This is a genomic window from Nocardia sp. CNS-044, assembly GCF_059570515.1.
The window spans coordinates 202901-219731 of sequence record NZ_JCANSX010000010.1 but is presented as its reverse complement, the minus strand read 5'-3'; the positions used below and the strand labels follow the sequence as shown (position 1 = coordinate 219731).

Genomic DNA, 16831 nt, shown 5'->3' with positions numbered 1-16831 from the left:
ACAGGAGGCACCCTTGCTTACCGCTGCTCAACTCACCCTCTCCGACGTCACCAAACGCTACGACGACCGGGTCGTGCTCGACCGGGTCTCGCTGACCATCAAGCCGGGCGAGACCGTCGGCATCATCGGCGACAACGGGTCGGGCAAATCGACGCTGCTGAAGGTCATCGCCGGGCGCGAACGCCCGGACAACGGCACGGCGACCGTCACAGCCCCCGGTGGAATCGGCTATCTCGCACAGACTCTCGAACTCCCGGGATCGGCGAGGGTGGCCGACGCGATCGACCTGGCGCTGGCCGACCTGCGCGAGCTCGAAAACGAATTGCGTGCCGCGGAGGCGGCGCTCGCACTGCCCGGGCCCGTCGAGCAGCGGCTCGACGCCTACGGCGAGTTGCTCGCCCGCTTCGAGGCGCGTGACGGCTACGACGCCGACACCCGCGTCGACATCGCGCTCACCGGCCTCGGCCTGCCCGGGCTGGATCGTTCGCGACGATTGGAGACCCTGTCCGGTGGGGAACGATCCCGGCTGGCGTTGGCCGCGACCCTCGCGGCCGCGCCGGAACTGCTGCTGCTCGACGAGCCGACCAACGACCTGGACGACCGGGCCGTTGCGTGGCTCGAACAACACCTGCGCGGGCATCGCGGCACCGTCGTCGCGGTGACCCACGATCGGGTGTTCCTGCAGCGCATCACCTCCACCGTCCTGGAGGTGGCCGAAGGCGCGGTGACTCGGCACGGCGACGGCTACGCGGGTTACCTCGCCGCCAAGGCCGCCCAGCGTCGTCGCCGCGAGCAGGAGTACGCCGACTGGAAGGTCGAGTTGGCCAGGAACCGTCGCCTGGCGGAGTCCAACGTCGTTCGCCTCGAGGCGATTCCGCGGAAGCTGCCGCTCGCGGTGTTCGCCGCGGGACCGTTTCGCGCGCGGGGGCGCGACCACGGGGCGATGTCGCGGATCCGCAACGCCAAGGAGCGAGTGGCGCGGCTGACCGACAACCCGGTCTCGGCGCCGCCGGATCCGTTGCGATTCGGCGTCGACCTCGTCCGGGCGAGCGAGGCTGAAATGTCTTGTCCGGTGGCCGAACTCGAGGACGTTGTCGTCGAGGGCAGGCTGTGGCTCGACGGGCTGCGCATCGCCGACGGGGAACGGCTGCTCATCACCGGACCCAACGGAGCGGGCAAGAGCACGCTGCTTCGGGTCCTCGCCGGTGAACTCGCCCCCGACCGAGGGTCGGTGCGGGTCGCGGGGCGCGTCGGTTTCCTTCGTCAGGAGGAACTGCCGTGGCCGCCGCGGCTGACGGTGCTGGAGGCATTCGCCTTGGGCCGCCTCGGACACCCGGACGACCACGCCGACACCCTGCTGGCCATGGGCTTGTTCCGTCCCGCGGAACTGCGCCTGCGCCTCGGCGAACTGTCCTACGGGATGCGCCGCAGGCTCGAACTGGCCCGGCTCGTCGCCGAACCCGCCGACCTACTGCTGCTCGACGAGCCGACCAACCACCTCGCCCCGGGCTTGGTGGAGGAATTGGAGGCCGCGTTGGAAGGTTATCCCGGCGCGGTCGTGGTGGTGACTCACGACCGCGCCATGCGAAACCGCTTCGGCGGCAGACGAATGGAGATGTCGGCGGGCGCGCTGGCCGCGTGAAGTTCGGCGGCCAGGCGTGTTCGGTCGGCCGCCAGCTCGAGCCAGCTGATCGGATCTGGTGCCCCGAGGACAACGAGGCGTTCGCCCTGGGCCGGTTCGACGGATTCCTCGTGGATTCAGCCCCGCGGGGTCGACAGGAGGTGCAGAAGCAAGTCGGCGAACTCGGCCGGTGCATCGGTGAAACCGCTGTGCCCGCCGGGGAATTCGGTGACCTCTATGCCCAACTCGGCGGCCAGGGCGTATGCGGGGCGCGCGGGCAGGTGGAGCGAGGTGTCGCGGCCCGCGCCCAAGACTAGGCGGTCGGTGTGGCGACGTAGGGCGGCGAGGTCGGGGCGATGCGAAGTGAATTGACGCAGTTCGTGTTCCATCATCAGCGGGGCGTTGGCCGTCAGGCGGGCGAGCATGGCGGCCGTGCGCGGCGGGACGGATTCGGGAGCAGGGAGCGGTTTCAGTGTTCCGCCGATGCCCTCCAGGAATCGGGCGGAGGCGGCGACCAGGCCATTGGTGCGGAAGAGCTGATGCACTTCGGCGACGAACGCGCGCTGCTCGGCCGCATCTGGGAGCAGTTCGAAGAGCGGGGGTTCGTGCGCGATGACGCGGGCGATCCGCTCCGGATGACGGACGAGCAGCTCCAGCGCCACGATCGCGCCGCCGCTTCCGCCGAAGACCGAGGCGGAATCGCCTGCGGGCGTGAGGTGTTCGATCAAGTGGAAGGCGTCGTCGGCCTGCACCTCGACGCGCTGACCGACCGGCGCGGGGGAGTCGATGGTGCTGTGCGAGTAGCCGCGCGGGTCGATCGCGACGACGGTGTAGCGCGCGGCGAGGGTGTCGGCGATCGCATCGAAGATCACGGCGTCACCGCCGCTTCCCGGCAGAAGCAGCAGCATCGGGCCACGGCCGCGGATCTCGTAGTGCAGTGTCGCGCCTGGCACGCGCAAGGTCGCGGCCGCAGGCTCGGTTCGGGTGCTCATGGATTCGCCTTCTCGTCGGTAGTCGGCCAGTGGGTCAGCGCGGTGTGCAGGGCGTCGAGGATCGCGGCCCAGGACTCCTCGGCCGGACGGGAATGTCCGAAACCGCCCGCCGCCTCCAGCGTGGCGAAGCCGTGAAAAGTGCTGCGCAGCAGTCGAACCGCGTCGGTGAGCGCGGGCTCGGCCAAGCCGTAACCGCGCAACATGCCGTAGGTGAGCTCGATGGCGCGCGCGAAACCTGGCGCGTCGCTGGCGAGTTCGGGGTCGAGGGGGATCTGGGTGGCGGCGTAGCGGCCGGGATGGCGCAACGCGTAGTCCCGGTACGCGCCCGCGTAGGCGACCAAGGCGTCCTTGCCCGACCGCCCGGCCACCGCGGCGGCGATCGACAGGGTCTTCTCGTCCGCCGCCAGTATCGCGACGCGGGCGCGCAGCTCGCGCAGATTCGCCACGTGCGAGTACATGCTCGCGTCTTTCACGCCGAACTGCCTGGCCAGGGCCGACACGCTGATGTTGTCGAAGCCGACCCGATCCGCGAGATCCGCCGCGGCACGGGTGATCCGGTCAGCGCTCAGACCGGCGCGTGGTGCCATTTCATCGCTCCAAACCTAGTACGTCTAGGTTTTACCCTAGAGGCCATAGGTTGAGTTGTCGAATTGTGCTGCACCGGTGCTGGTGGCCTGGCGAATCCACTCACGCTGCCGCTCACCCGCGCCCTCGATCAGCACTCCAGCCGACCACGAGCGCCCAGCAATCCGAAGGCGTTCGTTCTCAGGTACTTTCGGGGAATGGGCGATATCCGGGGGTGGTGCCGAGCTCTCGGCGCGATGGTTCTCATAGTGGCCGCCACACTGGTGGGCGGAGATATCGCCGAGGCGGACGAGCCTGCCTTGGAATGGGTCGATTGTGCTGCGCTGGAACAGATTCCGGGTCTAGGCCAGCTGAAGTGCGCCACACTGGACGTGCCGTTGGACCACACCGTGCCCGGCGGCCCTACGGCACGTATCGCGCTGTTCAAGGCGCCAGCGCGTGATCCAAGGCAGCGACTGGGCAGCCTCGTCATCAACCGGGGCGGACCTGGTTACCCTTCGTCGGTTTATCTGGCCAGCTTGGTTTCCGGCGCGGTGCCGTCCCCCTGGGACGACCGGGTGTGGGATCGCTACGACGTGATCGCGGTCGATCAGCGCGGCGTCGGCTTCGCCACACCGGCGGTAACCTGCTTCGATCCGACCGAAGCCGTCGCGTTCGGATCCGATGCCACGGTTGTTCCGATGAACCCGCAGGATGCCGCGGTGCGTTCGGCCCGAGACGCCGAGTTCGCCATCGCATGCCGACAACGCCACGGCACCCTGCTCGATCATCTGACCACGGCGGCGGTCGCCCGAGACCTCGACCTGGTCCGCGCGGCCCTCGGCGAACCGAGACTGAACTTCCTCGGTCAGTCCTACGGCGCCGCGCTCGCCCTTGTCTACTCGAATCTTTTTCCGCGCCAGGTTGGTTCGTTTGTTATGGACAGCGTGCTGAATCCGGTCCAAGCTTGGTCCGGACCCATCGACTCGGTGTCTTCGGAACGAACCGGGAGCGATGTCGCGACGGCGGAGGCGATGCACGAAGCGCTCCGACTCTGCGCCGTGGGGCAGTCCTGCGCTTTCGCCGCCGACGATCCGGCGCGGGCCTTTCCGGAGTTGCTGGCAAGGCTGCGGGAACATCCCATACCACTCGTCGCGGCGGACGGCGCCCGCACCTCGCTCACCTACTCCAAGCTCGTCGCCTACGTGGGCGGCGTGCTCTACCAACCGTGGGTGTGGCGCGAGGCGGGTCTCGACCGGCTGCTGCACCTCGCCTATCGAGTGGCGACCGCGCCGACCGACACCGAGGCCGCCGAACTGGCTCAGCTCGTGATCGAGCAGATCGATGCGAGCGGACTCGACCGCGCCTACTCGCTGTTGGACGCGCCCTTCAGCGCCTTCACCTGCAACGACAACCAATTGCCACGCTTCGCCCCCGCGTGGTGGGCGAGTGCGCAGCGCCGCGAAGCCGTCGCACCAGGTTTCGCGACTCTTCGCGCCTATGGCACCAGCATGTGCGCGTTCTGGCAGTCGACACCTTCGGACCGCTACACCGGCCCCTGGGAGGTGCGCACCGACACCCCCGCACTGATCCTCAACAGCCGCTTCGACCCGGCCACACCCCTGTCCGGAGCCCTCGACGTCGCCCAACGCCTCGACGGCAGCCGTGTACTGATCCACGAGGGGATCGGCCACATCGTCACCCAACAGTCCAGCTGCGGCGTCCGCGCGATTTCCGACTACCTGACCTCGGGCACCCTTCCCGCCGAGGGCGAGACCTGCCATCCGGACGCAATCCCGTTCGCCTGAAGCCTTGCCGAAGACAGCCGCTCCGCTCGACCCGGATCGGTTCTCACAGTTGCTATCCATCGACCGGTTGCTCACCGGCTCGGCTCATTCGATCGTCATCGACGATCCGGACCGGATCGCCGAGGGCGTCGGCCAGTTCGTCGAGTTCATCGACGGCCCCATGGCTGGCTGGCGGGCCGGCCGGACCGCTCTCGCAGAGCTCGTTGCCGCAGCCGAACAGCCACAGCAGGGGTCGTACGGGATGGGTATCGACTCCCGGCTGGTGCAATCCGCGGCAGCGTTGTGCACGCTGGACGGCCGCGATGACCTCGCCTCCGATCCGATGGCGTGGTTCCTCGCGAACTACGAGTTCCGCAACGACCGAAAGCGTGAGCAGGCAAAAGCATTCGACGGAGCTCTGCGCGATCGATTTCCCGGCTACGATGCCGCGCGAGCCCAACGGTTCGGCCAGACACGAACACAGCAGTCGCCCCGAATCCCGAGCGCCGACGGAAGCAGGAGCCTGGGGGCGAGGTCAGCAGAGGGTGTCGCGAACCTGTAGCGGCCGGTACCCGGTCGGGCCGAGCTGCGCCAGCTCGGCGTCGATGTCGGAGGGATCCGGTTGGATGAGGCCGTGACTGTCTATGACGTAGCCCGCCGGCTTCCGGCCATCACCGACCTGCGGGATCTGTGCCGCTCGCTTGCGATGCTCGATGCGATCCTGAGCCCGGACTGGGAAAGCCGGTATTACTCCTTCGACGCCGCTTGGACCGAAGGCGAGGAGATGGCCTCGATGAGCAACGGGTCCGGAGACGAGTACACCATCGTGTTCTCTGCGGCCGGGGTCTATGTCCGCGGCTTCAGTCACGAATCTCCGATGAGCCCATATGGCAATGACGGCGAGCCCTGGCCGGGAGTGATCGATGATGTTCCCGATGTCTTCGAACGCTTCGTCGAGGAGCCGGCGTTCACCGACGAAGACGGCGTGCCCATCGTGACGGCCTGTTTGTGGCGGGACGCGACAGACGATCGCTGGCGCCACGGCACGATCGACTTCCCTTCGGACCGGGCCGATCCCGATGGTGCGACCGATCTGTTTCGACTCCTGATCGACCGCTCACCCGAAGCGTTCCAGCGCTTCGCCGAGGACTACTACGAGGTCCCCGTGGACCTGGAAGCGGTGCGTGCCGTGTACGCCCTGCGGCCGCTGAACCAGGAACTCGTGTCGTCGCTGAACACAGAGATCACCCTGGCGGACCTGGCCCGAGACATCTCCGAAATCGGCTACCCGCAGGCCAGCTGAAAACCGATCTCTCGGGATACCCGAAGCCGCCGAGCGTTCGAGCGCTGCCGACCTCGGCTGACCGAATCAGCTTTTCGGTGGCATGACAGCATGTGGTTGTGATCTGGCCACCATGCATACCTGCCGCTCGTCTCGAGGACGGTGACGTGTCCTTGCGGCACTACTGTTCCGACGATGCGGTGGGGCTTTTCGAGGCGTTGCGCCACGAGCTGGCCTGGGAACACATCCCGCGACGAATCCCACGCGATGTCAACGAGCTCACGGCGGACATGCAACCCACCGCGGCCGCTTCACCGCGTATGACGTTTACTGTGCGTCAGTGGGGGGAGATCGTAGGGAGAACCTCGATCATCTACGACCCGTCCGCACCTGCGGGTGTGGAAATCGATGCGACGCAGTTCGATCCGTCGGTGTGGGGCACAGGGGTCAATACCAGGGTGAAGCGGCTGCTGGTGCGGGAGTTGTTCGATCGGGGAGCGGAGTGGATCCAGTTTCGGACCGACGAGCGTAATGGGCGGTCGGCGGCCGCAATTCGGAAGCTCGGCGCGACGGAACTCGGTGTGCAGCCGGATCATTTCGTCCGCCGCGACGGTACGCAGCGCCGTAGCCGCTTCTTTCGCCTAGAACGCCCGACGACGTAGTTTCGGCTCGCCGACCTGGCCTCGAAGCGTGCCTGCGGACGTCAATCGGCGCTCGGGAGCCTGGCCTCGCCCGGCTTTTGGCGAACTGCCGTCCGGACGAGCTCGGAGATCCGTGCTGCGGGTACGGGGACACCGGGGGTTTGCAGTGTCCAGCGGAAGAACTCCTCGAGGTTCATGGCGGGGCGTTCGCCGAGATAGGGCTCGATGTAGACCGGGGTGTTGGGTTCGCTGCGCCAGCTGGCGGCGAGGGGGCCGATGTCGACCGCGTCGTAACCGAGCACGTCCAGTAGGCGGGTGGCCTCGGCTTTGGCTTTCGCGTCGTCGCCTGCGATGGGAAGGGCGCTGCGGTCCGGTGCGTCAGCGGGACGGGCGAGGGAGACGATTTGGTGTGGGGTGATGTTGTTGAATGCCTTGACCACCCGGGCATCTGGGAGATGGCGCTGCAGAAGGGCGCTGGAAGTCGATGTCGCTGTGTCGAGTTCGGTCAGGTGGCCGTCGCGCTCGGGGTAGTAGTTGGACGTGTCGAGTACCGTTTTTCCGGCCAGCGCGGCGGCGGGCAGGTGTGCGAAGGCTGTGAGCGGGATGGCCGCGACCACCAGGTCCGCGGCGCGTGCTGCTTCCGCCGGGGTTGCCGCTCGGGCGCGCCCGCCGAGTTCGGTGACCAAGTCGGCGAGGGTCTCGGGGCCTCGGGAATTGCTCAGGACGACCTCGAGTCCTGCCGAAATGGCAAGGCGGGCAACAGAGGAACCGATCATTCCGCTGCCGATGAGTCCGAGTGTGTGCGGCACAAACTTCTCCGTTCGTTCGTGTTGACGGAAACCGGCGAGCGAATGCGCGCCTGGCCCGACTGACAGCATGGAACCGACGCGATCACCCGACCAGGGCCGGAGTTTGCGTACTCACGGCGTGATCACCCACCGAACTCGGGCGTAGCGTTGTCACGTGGACGACCGGACAGAGCTGAGCGAGTTCCTCAAGTCCCGCCGCGCGCGCCTGCGCCCGGCGGATGTCAGGCTGCGCGACTACGGGGGAGTGCGCCGGGTCGCCGGACTGCGGCGTGAGGAGCTGGCTCGGGTCGCTGGCGTCAGCATCGCGCACTACACGCGCCTGGAACAGGGCAAGAGCGACAGTGTCTCGGACGAGGCATTGAACGCGATCGGCACGGCACTGCGCCTGGGCGGCGATGAATTGGCCTACCTGCACCGGATCGCACGGCGTCCCAAGGCGTGTGCGGACGACACTGCCACGCCGGACGCGCTCGCGGGCTTGCGCTACCTGCTGAAGTCGTTCGTAATGACACCGGCGCTGCTGGTCGGCAGGCACACCCAGATCGTCGGCTGGAACGACCTCGCCGTGGCGGTGTTCGGCGACTTCCCCGCACTGCCCGAAGACCGCCGCACCCTGTCGCACCTCCTGTTCACCGAGCCCTATCTGCGCGACCTGCACGGCGCCGATTGGTCGCGGGTGGCACACGAGCACGTGGCGCACCTGCGCGTGCTGCTCGGGCGGCATCGTGGCGATCGCGATCTCTCGGCGCACATCGAGCGAATGCGTTCTCTCAGCCCGGATTTCGCGCGGATGTGGGCGGAGCACTCCGTCGCGCGGCTTCGGTCCGGAACGTACGTGCTGCGCCACCCGATCGCGGGGGAACTCACGCTGCACCGCGAACTCGTCTCGCTTCCCGACGCGCCGTCGTGCTGCGGGCTGGACCTGTTCGCCGCCGAACCTGGTTCCGCCTCCGAGCGGGCGCTGCGGAAGCTCGGTGGTCGCCTGCCGGTGGCCGCCGACTAGGACAACCCGCCGAGCTGTCGCATCAGCGCGAAGGTGTCGATCGACGCTCCATCAACGGCTCACCACGTTCTCGCTTTGCACATGCGAGACACTCCAGCGGGTCGGGTGTGTGGTGGAAGCGTGCGGGATGGCGTGCACCGCATACTTGCGCGGTGTGCCGCGCGGCGGATGGGCGATCAGCGCGCTGTCAGTGCGCTGTCAGCGACGGTCGGCATCGTCATGGGCGTTCCAGAAACACGAAAGGAAACGCCGATGTCCGATGTCACCCTGTCCGAGTTCGTCGAAGCGACCGCCGTGAAGTTCGGGATTCCCGGCCTCGCGGTCGGTGTGCTCGCCGACGGTCGGGAAGTCTTCGCCTGCCACGGCGTGACCAGCGTGGACAACCCGCAGCCGGTCGACAGCGACACGCTGTTCCAGGTCAGCTCGATCACCAAGACCTACACCGCGACCGCGCTCATGCGACTGGTCGCGGAAGGGCGCGTCGAACTCGACGCCCCGGTGCGGAAGTACATCCCCGAGCTCGTACTCGCCGACGAGGACGCCGCCGCCAAGATCACCGTGGCGAACCTGCTCAACCACACCGCGGGATTGGACTGGAACCTCGTCGTCGACACCGGCGATGGCGACGACGCGCTGGCCGAATTCGTCGCCCGGCTCCCCGAACTCGACATGATCGCCGCACCCGGCGACCGAGCCTCCTACAGCCAGGCCGGATACAACCTCGCCGGGCGGATCGTGGAGAAGGTCACCGGACAGTCGTTCGAGCAGGCGGTCGCCGAGCTCGTCTTCGCGCCGGTCGGCCTGTCGCACAGCTTCTTCGATCCGCGCGAGATCACCGCCCGCCGATTCGCCGACGGGCACAACGCCGAGCCGGACGGTTCGCTGACGGTCGCGCGCACATGGCGGCCCACGCGCGCCAACAACCCGGGCGGCGGCCTCGCCTCCTCGGCGGCCGACCAATTGCGCTGGGCCCGTTTCCAGCTCGGCAACGGTGGCGCGGTGCTGCCTGCCGAGAGCCTGCTCGCGATGCGTCGTCCCACCGTCGAACTGCGGGCGAGCTCGTTCGGCGACGCCATCGGCATCGGCTGGTTCCTGCGCGACATCGACGGCGTGCGGGCCATCGGCCACGGCGGTTCCGGCAACGGACAGTTCGCCGAACTGCTCATCGTCCCCGAACACGACTTCGCGATCGTCGTGATGTCCAACGCCGGACCCGAGGGCATCGCCTGCAACCAGGTGGTCGTGCGCTGGGCGCTCGAGCACTACCTGAACGTCCTCGACCGCGACCCCGAACCGCTGCCCTACGACGCGACGCGCGCCGCGGAACTGGCGGGCACCTATGACATCGACGCCATGACGCTCACCATCGCCGCCGACGCGACCGGACTCAGCCTCGCGGTCGGCATCAAGCCGGAGATTCGCGCGGCCTCCGACCAGGAACTGCCGCCGGACTACCCGGCGGCCGCCATCGGCCTGCTGCCCGGCGACCGCGACGAATACGTCGTCACCGACGGCGGCCTGCGAGGACAGCTCGGCTACTTCTCCCGCGACGACAACGGCCGGATCGTCGGTATCGACCTCGCGGGACGGCTGTTCCAGCGCGTCGACGCGTGAGCCTAGGCGCGGCCGCCGTCCGCTACCTCGCCTCGCCTGAGGCCACCTGAACCGCGGTCCTGGTAGTCGACAGGGCCTCTTGCTTGCACCGAGTGCGGAAAGTGATCTTGTGGCTGCGCGCATCGTGTCACCCACCTGGACCCCGGCCAGTCCGATAGCTTCGCCGATCCCGCGCCGCGCGGCGCCTTCCGGTTCGACCCGCAACAGATGCCGCGCGTGGCCACCGGCCCGGTCAACATCATCACGCTGACCTCGCCGTCGGAGAAGTACAGGTGGATCTCGTCGAGCTCCGGCGTGCGGTACGTGGACGTCTCGGATCGAGGGTTCCGCGAGGTCGCCGCCATGGACGCCCCCGGCGTGCAGCCCATCCCGCCGCAGGCGCTGGACGAGGTGCTGGACCAGACGTTCACCGACACCGCCCGGATCCAGAGCGCCATCCGCGACGACTGGGGCGGGGCGACCTGGCAGCGCATCGCCAACGGCGTGAACGGCTTGGTGGACAATCGCGTCTCGGCGCGGGGGGCACCTCGCTCGGCATTCCCGAGAGCATCGTCGGCGTCAACATGACCTACGACGGCCATCTGATCGTCGTCTCTTCGCGCGGTCTGATCGCGATCGACCGCGAACTGTCGGGGCAGCCGCAGCAGATCCGCTTCGGCGACGACGAGACCGTCTCCAACTCGATCGCCGTCGACGAGAAGGGCGGCATCTACGTCGCCTCCGACAAGATCATGCGCAAGGTGGTGTGGACCGGCATGAAGCTGTCCACCGAGCAAGCCGACGGCGCTTGGTCCGCGCCCTACGACTTCGGCCGCCAGCCGCCCGCGGTGAAGTTCGGCATCGGCACCGGATCGACGCCCACCCTGATGGGCTTCGGCGAGGGCTCCGACGAACTCGTGGTGATCACCGACGGCGCCGACCACATGAAGCTGGTCGCCTTCTGGCGCAACGAGATCCCCCGGCAATCCGGACCGGTTGGTCGATGTGCTCGCCAACGGTCCGGTCGACGAACCGCCGCACGGCATGCAGCGCTTCGAATGGGATCCGGCCGCGGACAAGTGGACGTCGGTGTGGGAGCGCGGTGACGTGGTGTCCACCTCCATGGTGCCCGCGGTGTCGACCGAGGCCGGAATCGTGTTCGTCAACGGCTACAGCAAGGCCGACGGCTGGGAGGTCACGGGCCTGGACTGGAAGACCGGAGAGACCGTGCACCGCACCATCTTCGGGCAGTCGAACTACGGCAACGGCGCGTACGCGATCATCGAGGCGTTCCCGAACGGCGACCTGCTGTTCAACAGCGTCGGCGGCCCGTTCCGGGCGAAACTCGACAAGTAGCGCGAAAAGCGCTGGCCCCGACCGAGTCTCCGGTCGGGGCCAGCGCGTGTGCGCACGAGCCTAGCGCACGAAGGTCGACGCTCGCTCGGCCAGATCCAGCAGCGGCTGCGGGAACACACCGAGCACCAGGGTCGCCACGGCGGTCAGCAGGACGAGTGCCTGGGTGAGCGCGGGCGTGACCACCACCGGGGCATCCGTCGGGGGATCGGTGAAGAACATCAACACGATCACGCGGATGTAGAAGAACGCCGCGACGGCGCTCGAGATGACGCCGACGATGACGAGCGTCACGGCGTCACCGGAAGCGGCCGCCTCGAACACGGCGAACTTGCTGACGAACCCGCTGGTGAGCGGCAGACCGGCGAAGGAGAGCAGCAGCAGCGCGAAAACCGTCGCCAGCCAGGGGGAGCGGCGGCCGAGCCCGGCCCACTGCGCCAGCGCGGTCGCCTCGTCACCGCTGGGCTCGCGGACCAGGCTCACCACCGCGAACGCGCCGAGCGTGCCCAGCCCATAGGCGACCAGATAGAACAGCACCGCCGCGACGCCCGCGTCGTTGGCGGCGACCAGACCGGTGATGATGAAGCCCGCGTGCGCCACCGACGAATACGCCAGCATCCGCTTCACATCGGTCTGCGTCACCGCGAGCACCGCGCCGACCACCATCGTCGCGATCGCGACCGCGGCGAGCACCGGCCGCCAGTCGTCCCGCAAGCCAGGCACCGCGACCTGCAATATGCGCAACATGGCGCCGACCGCGGCGATCTTGGTCGCCGCCGCCATGAACGCGGTGATCGGGGTCGGCGCCCCCTGATACACGTCGGGAACCCAGGATTGGAACGGCACCGCGCCGATCTTGAACAGCAGCCCGACCGCCAGCATCGCCACGCCGAGCAGCGCCAGCATCGCGTCGGACGGGTGCTCCGCGATCGCGTCGGCGATCCCGGACAGCCGCACCGTCCCAGCCTGCCCGTACAGCAGCGCGACGCCGTACAGGAAGAACGCCGACGAAAATGCCCCGAGCAGGAAGTATTTCAGCGCCGCCTCCTGGGAGAGCAGTCGCTTGCGCCGCGCGAGCCCGCACAGCAGATACAGCGGCAGCGACAGCACTTCCAGCGCGACGAACATGGTCAGCAGATCGTTCGAGGCGGGGAAGAGCAGCAGGCCGCCGACCGCGAGCAGCGTCAGCGGAAAGACCTCGGTGGTCGCGATGCCCGCGCGGATCGCGGCCTGCTCGTCCGCGCTGCCGGGGACCGCCGACGCCTGCGGGGTGAACGCGTCCGCGCCGCGACCGACGGTCGCCGCGGCCAGGCTCCAGGTGCCGGGCCCGGACCGCGCCTGCGACCGCGGTTGCGCGCCGCGTTCGGCGATGAACAGCACGCCGAGGAGCGACACCACCAGGATGGTGCCCTGCAAGAACAACGTCACCCCGTCGATCGCGACGGCCCCGGACACCGCGGTCGATTCGGTGCCCGCCAACCGGATGACGGCCACCAACGCCGCCGCGAGACCGATCAGGCTGAGCCACACCTGGGTGCCGTAGCGGTAGCGCCGCGCGACGAACGCCTCCACCAGCACCGCGGCCACCGCGACGCCGAACACGATGAGCATCGGTGCGAGCGCGCCGTATTCGATGCTCGGCGCGGGAACGGACGCGGCGAGCGGGATCGAGTGCGTGGTCACTTGTGCCCTCCTTCCTGGAGGTTCGCCGCGCCCGCTGCGGGCGCCGGAACCGTCGGCGCGGGATCCTGGCGGCCGATGGTGGTCAGTGTCTGGCCGACGGCGGGATCAATGAAGTCCAGCACCGGTTTCGGATAGAGACCGAGGAACAGCAGCGCCGCGATCAGCGGTGCGACGACGAGCAGTTCGCGCGGCGCCAGATCGTGGAGGTTCTCGTTGCCCTTCGTCACCGGACCGGTCATCATCCGCTGGTACAGCCACAGCACGTAGATAGCGGCGAGCACCAGCGCGCCGGTCGCGACGATCGCGGCCACCTGGTAGCGGCTGAAAGTGCCGATCAACACGAGGAATTCGCTGACGAACGGCGCGAGACCGGGCAGCGACAGCGTCGCGAGTCCCGCGATGAGGAACGTCCCGGCCAGCACCGGCGCGACCTTCTGCACCCCGCCGTACTCGGCGATGACCCGGGTGCCGCGCCGCGAGACGAGGAACCCGGCGATCAGGAACAGCGCGGCGGTGGAGATGCCGTGATTGATCATGTAGAGCGTCGCCCCGGTCTGCGCCTGACTGGTCATGGCGAAGATGCCGAGGATGATGAAGCCGAAGTGCGAGATCGAGGTGTAGGCGATGAGGCGCATCACGTCGGTCTGGCCGATCGCCAGCAGCGCTCCGTAGACGATGCCGACCACCGCGAGCGTGATCACCAGCGGCGCGTAGGTTCCCGACGCGTCGGGGAACAGCAGCAGGCAGTAGCGCAGCATGCCGAAGGTGCCCACCTTGTCGACCACCGCCATCATCAGCACGGCGCTGGACGGTGTCGCGGCGACCGCCGCGTCGGGCAGCCAGGTGTGCAGCGGCCACAGCGGCGCCTTCACGGCGAAGGCGAACATGAACCCGAGGAACAGGGCGTTCAGCACCGCCGGACCCGCGCCGAGCTCACCGGCATTGGCGGCGGCGACCACGGTGCGGAAGTCGAAGGTTCCCGCACCGTCCGCGCCGAGGCCCTCGCGCGCTGTCAGCACGTAGAGACCGATGACCGCGGCCAGCATGATCAGTCCGCCGAACAGGTTGTACAGCAGGAACTTCACCGCCGCACGCGAACGCTGCTGGCGCAGTTGCACATCCGCCGTCTTCGGCCCGAAGCCGCCGATGAGGAAGTACATCGGGATGAGCATGGCCTCGAAGAAGACGTAGAACAGCAGGATGTCCAGCGCCACGAAGGAGACCAGCACCATCGCCTCGACGAGCAGGATCAGCGCCATATAGGTGTGCGCGACCCGCCTGCCGGAGCCCGCCGCGCGGTCGTCGTGCCAGCCCGCCAGGATCAGCAGCGGCACCAGCGCCGTGGTGAGCAGCACCAGCACCAGCGCGATGCCGTCCAAGCCGAGGGTGTATCCGGCGCCGAAGGCGGGGATCCACTCGTGGGATTCGACGAACTGGTATTGCTCGCCGCCGGGCTCGAATCGCATGGCGAGCACGACGGCGATCACCAGCGCGGCCACCGAAAATGTCAGCGCCACACCGCGTGCCAGCACCCGCCGCGCGGCGGGCAACGCCAGCACGAGGACCGCGCCGACGACCGGAAGCAGCCAGAGGGTGGTCAACCAGGGATAGGTAGTCACCAGATCCTCACCGCCAGCAGGGCGGCGGCCACCAGGGCCGCGCCGGTGAACATGGACAGGGCGTAGGACCGCACGAATCCGGACTGGACCCGGCGGACGCGGGCCGAGAGCCCGCCGATCAGCGCGGCCGTGCCGTTGACGATCCCGTCGATGCCGCGGTTGTCGACGAAGACCAGCGACCGGGTGAGGTGCTGGCCGGGACGCATGAACACGCCCTCGTTGACCGCATCGCCATAGAGATCCTTGCGGGCGGCGACGGTGAGCGCCGAGACTTCCTCCGGCGCCGTTTCCGGGATGTCGCGCTGCGCGTACTGGCTGTAGGCGATGGTGACGCCGACCGAGACGACGGCCAGCGCGAGTACGGTGACCACGCCCGCGGGCACCACCTCCTCGCCGTGGTGCGCGCCGACCACCGGCTCCAGCCAGTTCACCAGCGCGTTGCCGAGCACGAACACCAGGCCGGAGGCGAGCGAGCCGATGGCCAGCAGGATCATCGGACCGGTCATCACCGCGGGCGCCTCGTGCGGATGCGTGTCGGGCTTCCAGCGTGGCGAGCCGAAGAAGGTCATCAGCATCACCCGCGTCATGTAGAACGCGGTGAGACCCGCACCGAGCAAGGTGACCGTGCCCAGCGCGTACCCGGCCGCGCCGCCCTCGGCGAAGGCCACCTCGATGATCTTGTCCTTGGAGAAGAAGCCCGCGAACGGCGGCACTCCGATGATCGCGAGGTAGCCGAGCCCGAAGGTGACGTAGGTGATCGGCAGCACCTTGCGCAGTCCGCCGTAGCGGCGCATGTCGACCTCGTCGTTCATCGCGTGCATCACCGAGCCCGCCCCGAGGAACAGGCCCGCCTTGAAGAAGCCGTGGGTGAGCAGGTGCATGATCGCGAAGGCGTAGCCCGCGGGTCCGAGACCCGCGGCGAGCACCATGTATCCGATCTGGCTCATGGTGGACGCGGCCAGCGCCTTCTTGATGTCGTCCTTGGCGCAGCCGACGATCGCGCCGAACAACAGCGTCACCGCGCCGACGAGCACCACGGCCAGCTGGGCGTTCGGCGCGAGATCGAAGATCACGTTGGACCGCGCGATCAGGTAGACACCGGCGGTGACCATCGTGGCCGCGTGGATGAGCGCCGACACGGGCGTCGGGCCCTCCATCGCGTCACCGAGCCAGGATTGCAGCGGCACCTGCGCGGACTTGCCGCACGCGGCGAGCAACAGCAGCAGGCCGATCGCGGTGAGCGTGCCCTCGCTCGCTCCCGGCGCTGCGGCGAACACCTCGCCGAATCCGATCGAGCCGAAGGTCGCGAACATCGCCATCATGGCCAGCGCCAAGCCCATGTCGCCGACTCGGTTTACCACGAACGCCTTCTTGGCGGCCGTTGCGGCGGAGGGCTTTCCGTACCAGAAGCCGATCAGCAGGTAGGAGGCGAGACCAACGCCCTCCCAGCCGAGATAGAGCACCAGGTAGTTGTTCGCCAGCACCAACAGCAGCATGGCCGCGAGGAACAGGTTGAGGTAGGCGAAGAAGCGCCGCCGATCCGGATCGTGGCTCATGTACCCGATCGAGTACAGGTGGATCAGGGAGCCGACACCGGTGATCAGCAGCGCGAAACACATGGACAGCTGGTCGATTTGCAGACCGAAGTCCACTTGCAGGCCGCTCACCGGCACCCAGCTGAACAGGTCGGCGTGCACCGCCCGCTCGGCGCCGTCGCGCCCGAGCATGACGACGAACGCCCACACGGCCACGCCGAAGGAGGCCAGCGCGGCAAGGCAACCGAGCAGATGGCCCCACTTGTCGGCGACGCGCCCGAGGAGCAGCAATATGACGGCCCCGGCCAGCGGCAGCGCGGGCAGCAGCGTCAGGATCGCGGTATCCACG

General features: G+C 68.3%; 16 protein-coding genes. 10 read left to right on the top strand and 6 right to left on the bottom strand.

The window, feature by feature from the left end:
- Window positions 1-13 precede the first annotated feature (13 nt).
- On the top strand, window positions 14-1642 hold the full coding sequence (locus T333_RS27005; protein WP_496426252.1) for a TlrC/CarA/OleB/SrmB family ABC-F type ribosomal protection protein: 1629 nt from the start codon (window positions 14-16) through the stop codon (window positions 1640-1642).
- A 116-nt stretch (window positions 1643-1758) separates the two neighbouring features.
- Here the strand turns inward: T333_RS27005 and T333_RS27000 are convergent, their stop codons facing one another.
- Together T333_RS27000 and T333_RS26995 are read right to left on the bottom strand one after the other, a co-directional pair.
- Window positions 1759-2613, bottom strand: a complete 855-nt coding sequence (locus T333_RS27000; protein ID WP_496426251.1) for an alpha/beta fold hydrolase — start codon at window positions 2611-2613, stop codon at window positions 1759-1761.
- Window positions 2610-3200: a TetR/AcrR family transcriptional regulator gene (locus T333_RS26995; RefSeq protein WP_496426250.1), complete on the bottom strand. Its 591-nt coding sequence runs from the start codon at window positions 3198-3200 to the stop codon at window positions 2610-2612. Before T333_RS26995 ends, T333_RS27000 begins: the two co-directional genes overlap by 4 nt.
- A 246-nt stretch (window positions 3201-3446) precedes the next feature.
- Between T333_RS26995 and T333_RS26990 the strand changes: the two genes are divergently transcribed.
- From T333_RS26990 to T333_RS26975, 4 genes are all read left to right on the top strand, one after another.
- A complete protein-coding gene (locus T333_RS26990) occupies window positions 3447-4985 on the top strand; it encodes an alpha/beta hydrolase (RefSeq protein WP_496426249.1) in 1539 nt (512 codons plus the stop codon).
- A 67-nt stretch (window positions 4986-5052) separates the two neighbouring features.
- On the top strand, window positions 5053-5526 hold the full coding sequence (locus tag T333_RS26985) for a hypothetical protein (protein WP_496426248.1): 474 nt from the start codon (window positions 5053-5055) through the stop codon (window positions 5524-5526).
- A 72-nt stretch (window positions 5527-5598) separates the two neighbouring features.
- Complete coding sequence (locus T333_RS26980) at window positions 5599-6267, top strand: hypothetical protein (RefSeq protein WP_496426411.1); 669 nt, start codon at window positions 5599-5601, stop codon at window positions 6265-6267.
- Window positions 6268-6413: 146 nt separating this feature from the next.
- A complete protein-coding gene (locus T333_RS26975; RefSeq protein WP_496426247.1) occupies window positions 6414-6908 on the top strand; it encodes a GNAT family N-acetyltransferase in 495 nt (164 codons plus the stop codon).
- Between the two features lie 41 nt (window positions 6909-6949).
- Here the strand turns inward: T333_RS26975 and T333_RS26970 are convergent, their stop codons facing one another.
- Entirely contained in the window at window positions 6950-7696 is a 747-nt protein-coding gene (locus T333_RS26970) for an NADPH-dependent F420 reductase (RefSeq protein ID WP_496426246.1), read from the bottom strand.
- Between the two features lie 154 nt (window positions 7697-7850).
- Here T333_RS26970 and T333_RS26965 point away from each other — a divergent pair, with 154 nt between their 5' ends.
- The 5 genes from T333_RS26965 to T333_RS26945 all read left to right on the top strand — a co-directional run bounded on the left by T333_RS26965 (window position 7851) and on the right by T333_RS26945 (window position 11648).
- Window positions 7851-8699: a helix-turn-helix domain-containing protein gene (locus T333_RS26965; protein ID WP_496426245.1), complete on the top strand. Its 849-nt coding sequence runs from the start codon at window positions 7851-7853 to the stop codon at window positions 8697-8699.
- A 252-nt stretch (window positions 8700-8951) separates the two neighbouring features.
- Window positions 8952-10313, top strand: a complete 1362-nt coding sequence (locus T333_RS26960) for a serine hydrolase domain-containing protein (protein ID WP_496426244.1) — start codon at window positions 8952-8954, stop codon at window positions 10311-10313.
- A gap of 216 nt (window positions 10314-10529) precedes the next feature.
- Complete coding sequence (locus tag T333_RS26955; RefSeq protein WP_496426243.1) at window positions 10530-10880, top strand: hypothetical protein; 351 nt, start codon at window positions 10530-10532, stop codon at window positions 10878-10880.
- The gene (locus T333_RS26950) at window positions 10877-11398 is read left to right on the top strand and encodes a hypothetical protein (protein WP_496426242.1); all 522 of its coding nucleotides are present in this window, start codon (window positions 10877-10879) and stop codon (window positions 11396-11398) included. Before T333_RS26955 ends, T333_RS26950 begins: the two co-directional genes overlap by 4 nt.
- Complete coding sequence (locus T333_RS26945; RefSeq protein ID WP_496426241.1) at window positions 11289-11648, top strand: hypothetical protein; 360 nt, start codon at window positions 11289-11291, stop codon at window positions 11646-11648. The genes T333_RS26950 and T333_RS26945 overlap by 110 nt, the downstream gene beginning before the upstream one ends.
- A gap of 60 nt (window positions 11649-11708) precedes the next feature.
- On the opposite strand, the gene nuoN is transcribed toward T333_RS26945, so the two are convergent.
- The 3 genes from nuoN to nuoL are packed head-to-tail and all read right to left on the bottom strand — an operon-like array spanning window position 11709 to window position 16830.
- Window positions 11709-13328 carry an NADH-quinone oxidoreductase subunit NuoN gene (gene nuoN, locus T333_RS26940; RefSeq protein ID WP_355001667.1) on the bottom strand — a complete coding sequence of 540 codons (1620 nt, stop codon included), beginning with the start codon at window positions 13326-13328 and terminating at the stop codon, window positions 11709-11711.
- Window positions 13325-14947: an NADH-quinone oxidoreductase subunit M gene (locus tag T333_RS26935; protein ID WP_355001666.1), complete on the bottom strand. Its 1623-nt coding sequence runs from the start codon at window positions 14945-14947 to the stop codon at window positions 13325-13327. Before T333_RS26935 ends, nuoN begins: the two co-directional genes overlap by 4 nt.
- Complete coding sequence (gene nuoL, locus T333_RS26930; protein ID WP_496426240.1) at window positions 14944-16830, bottom strand: NADH-quinone oxidoreductase subunit L; 1887 nt, start codon at window positions 16828-16830, stop codon at window positions 14944-14946. Before nuoL ends, T333_RS26935 begins: the two co-directional genes overlap by 4 nt.
- Between the last annotated feature and the right edge of the window lies 1 nt (window position 16831).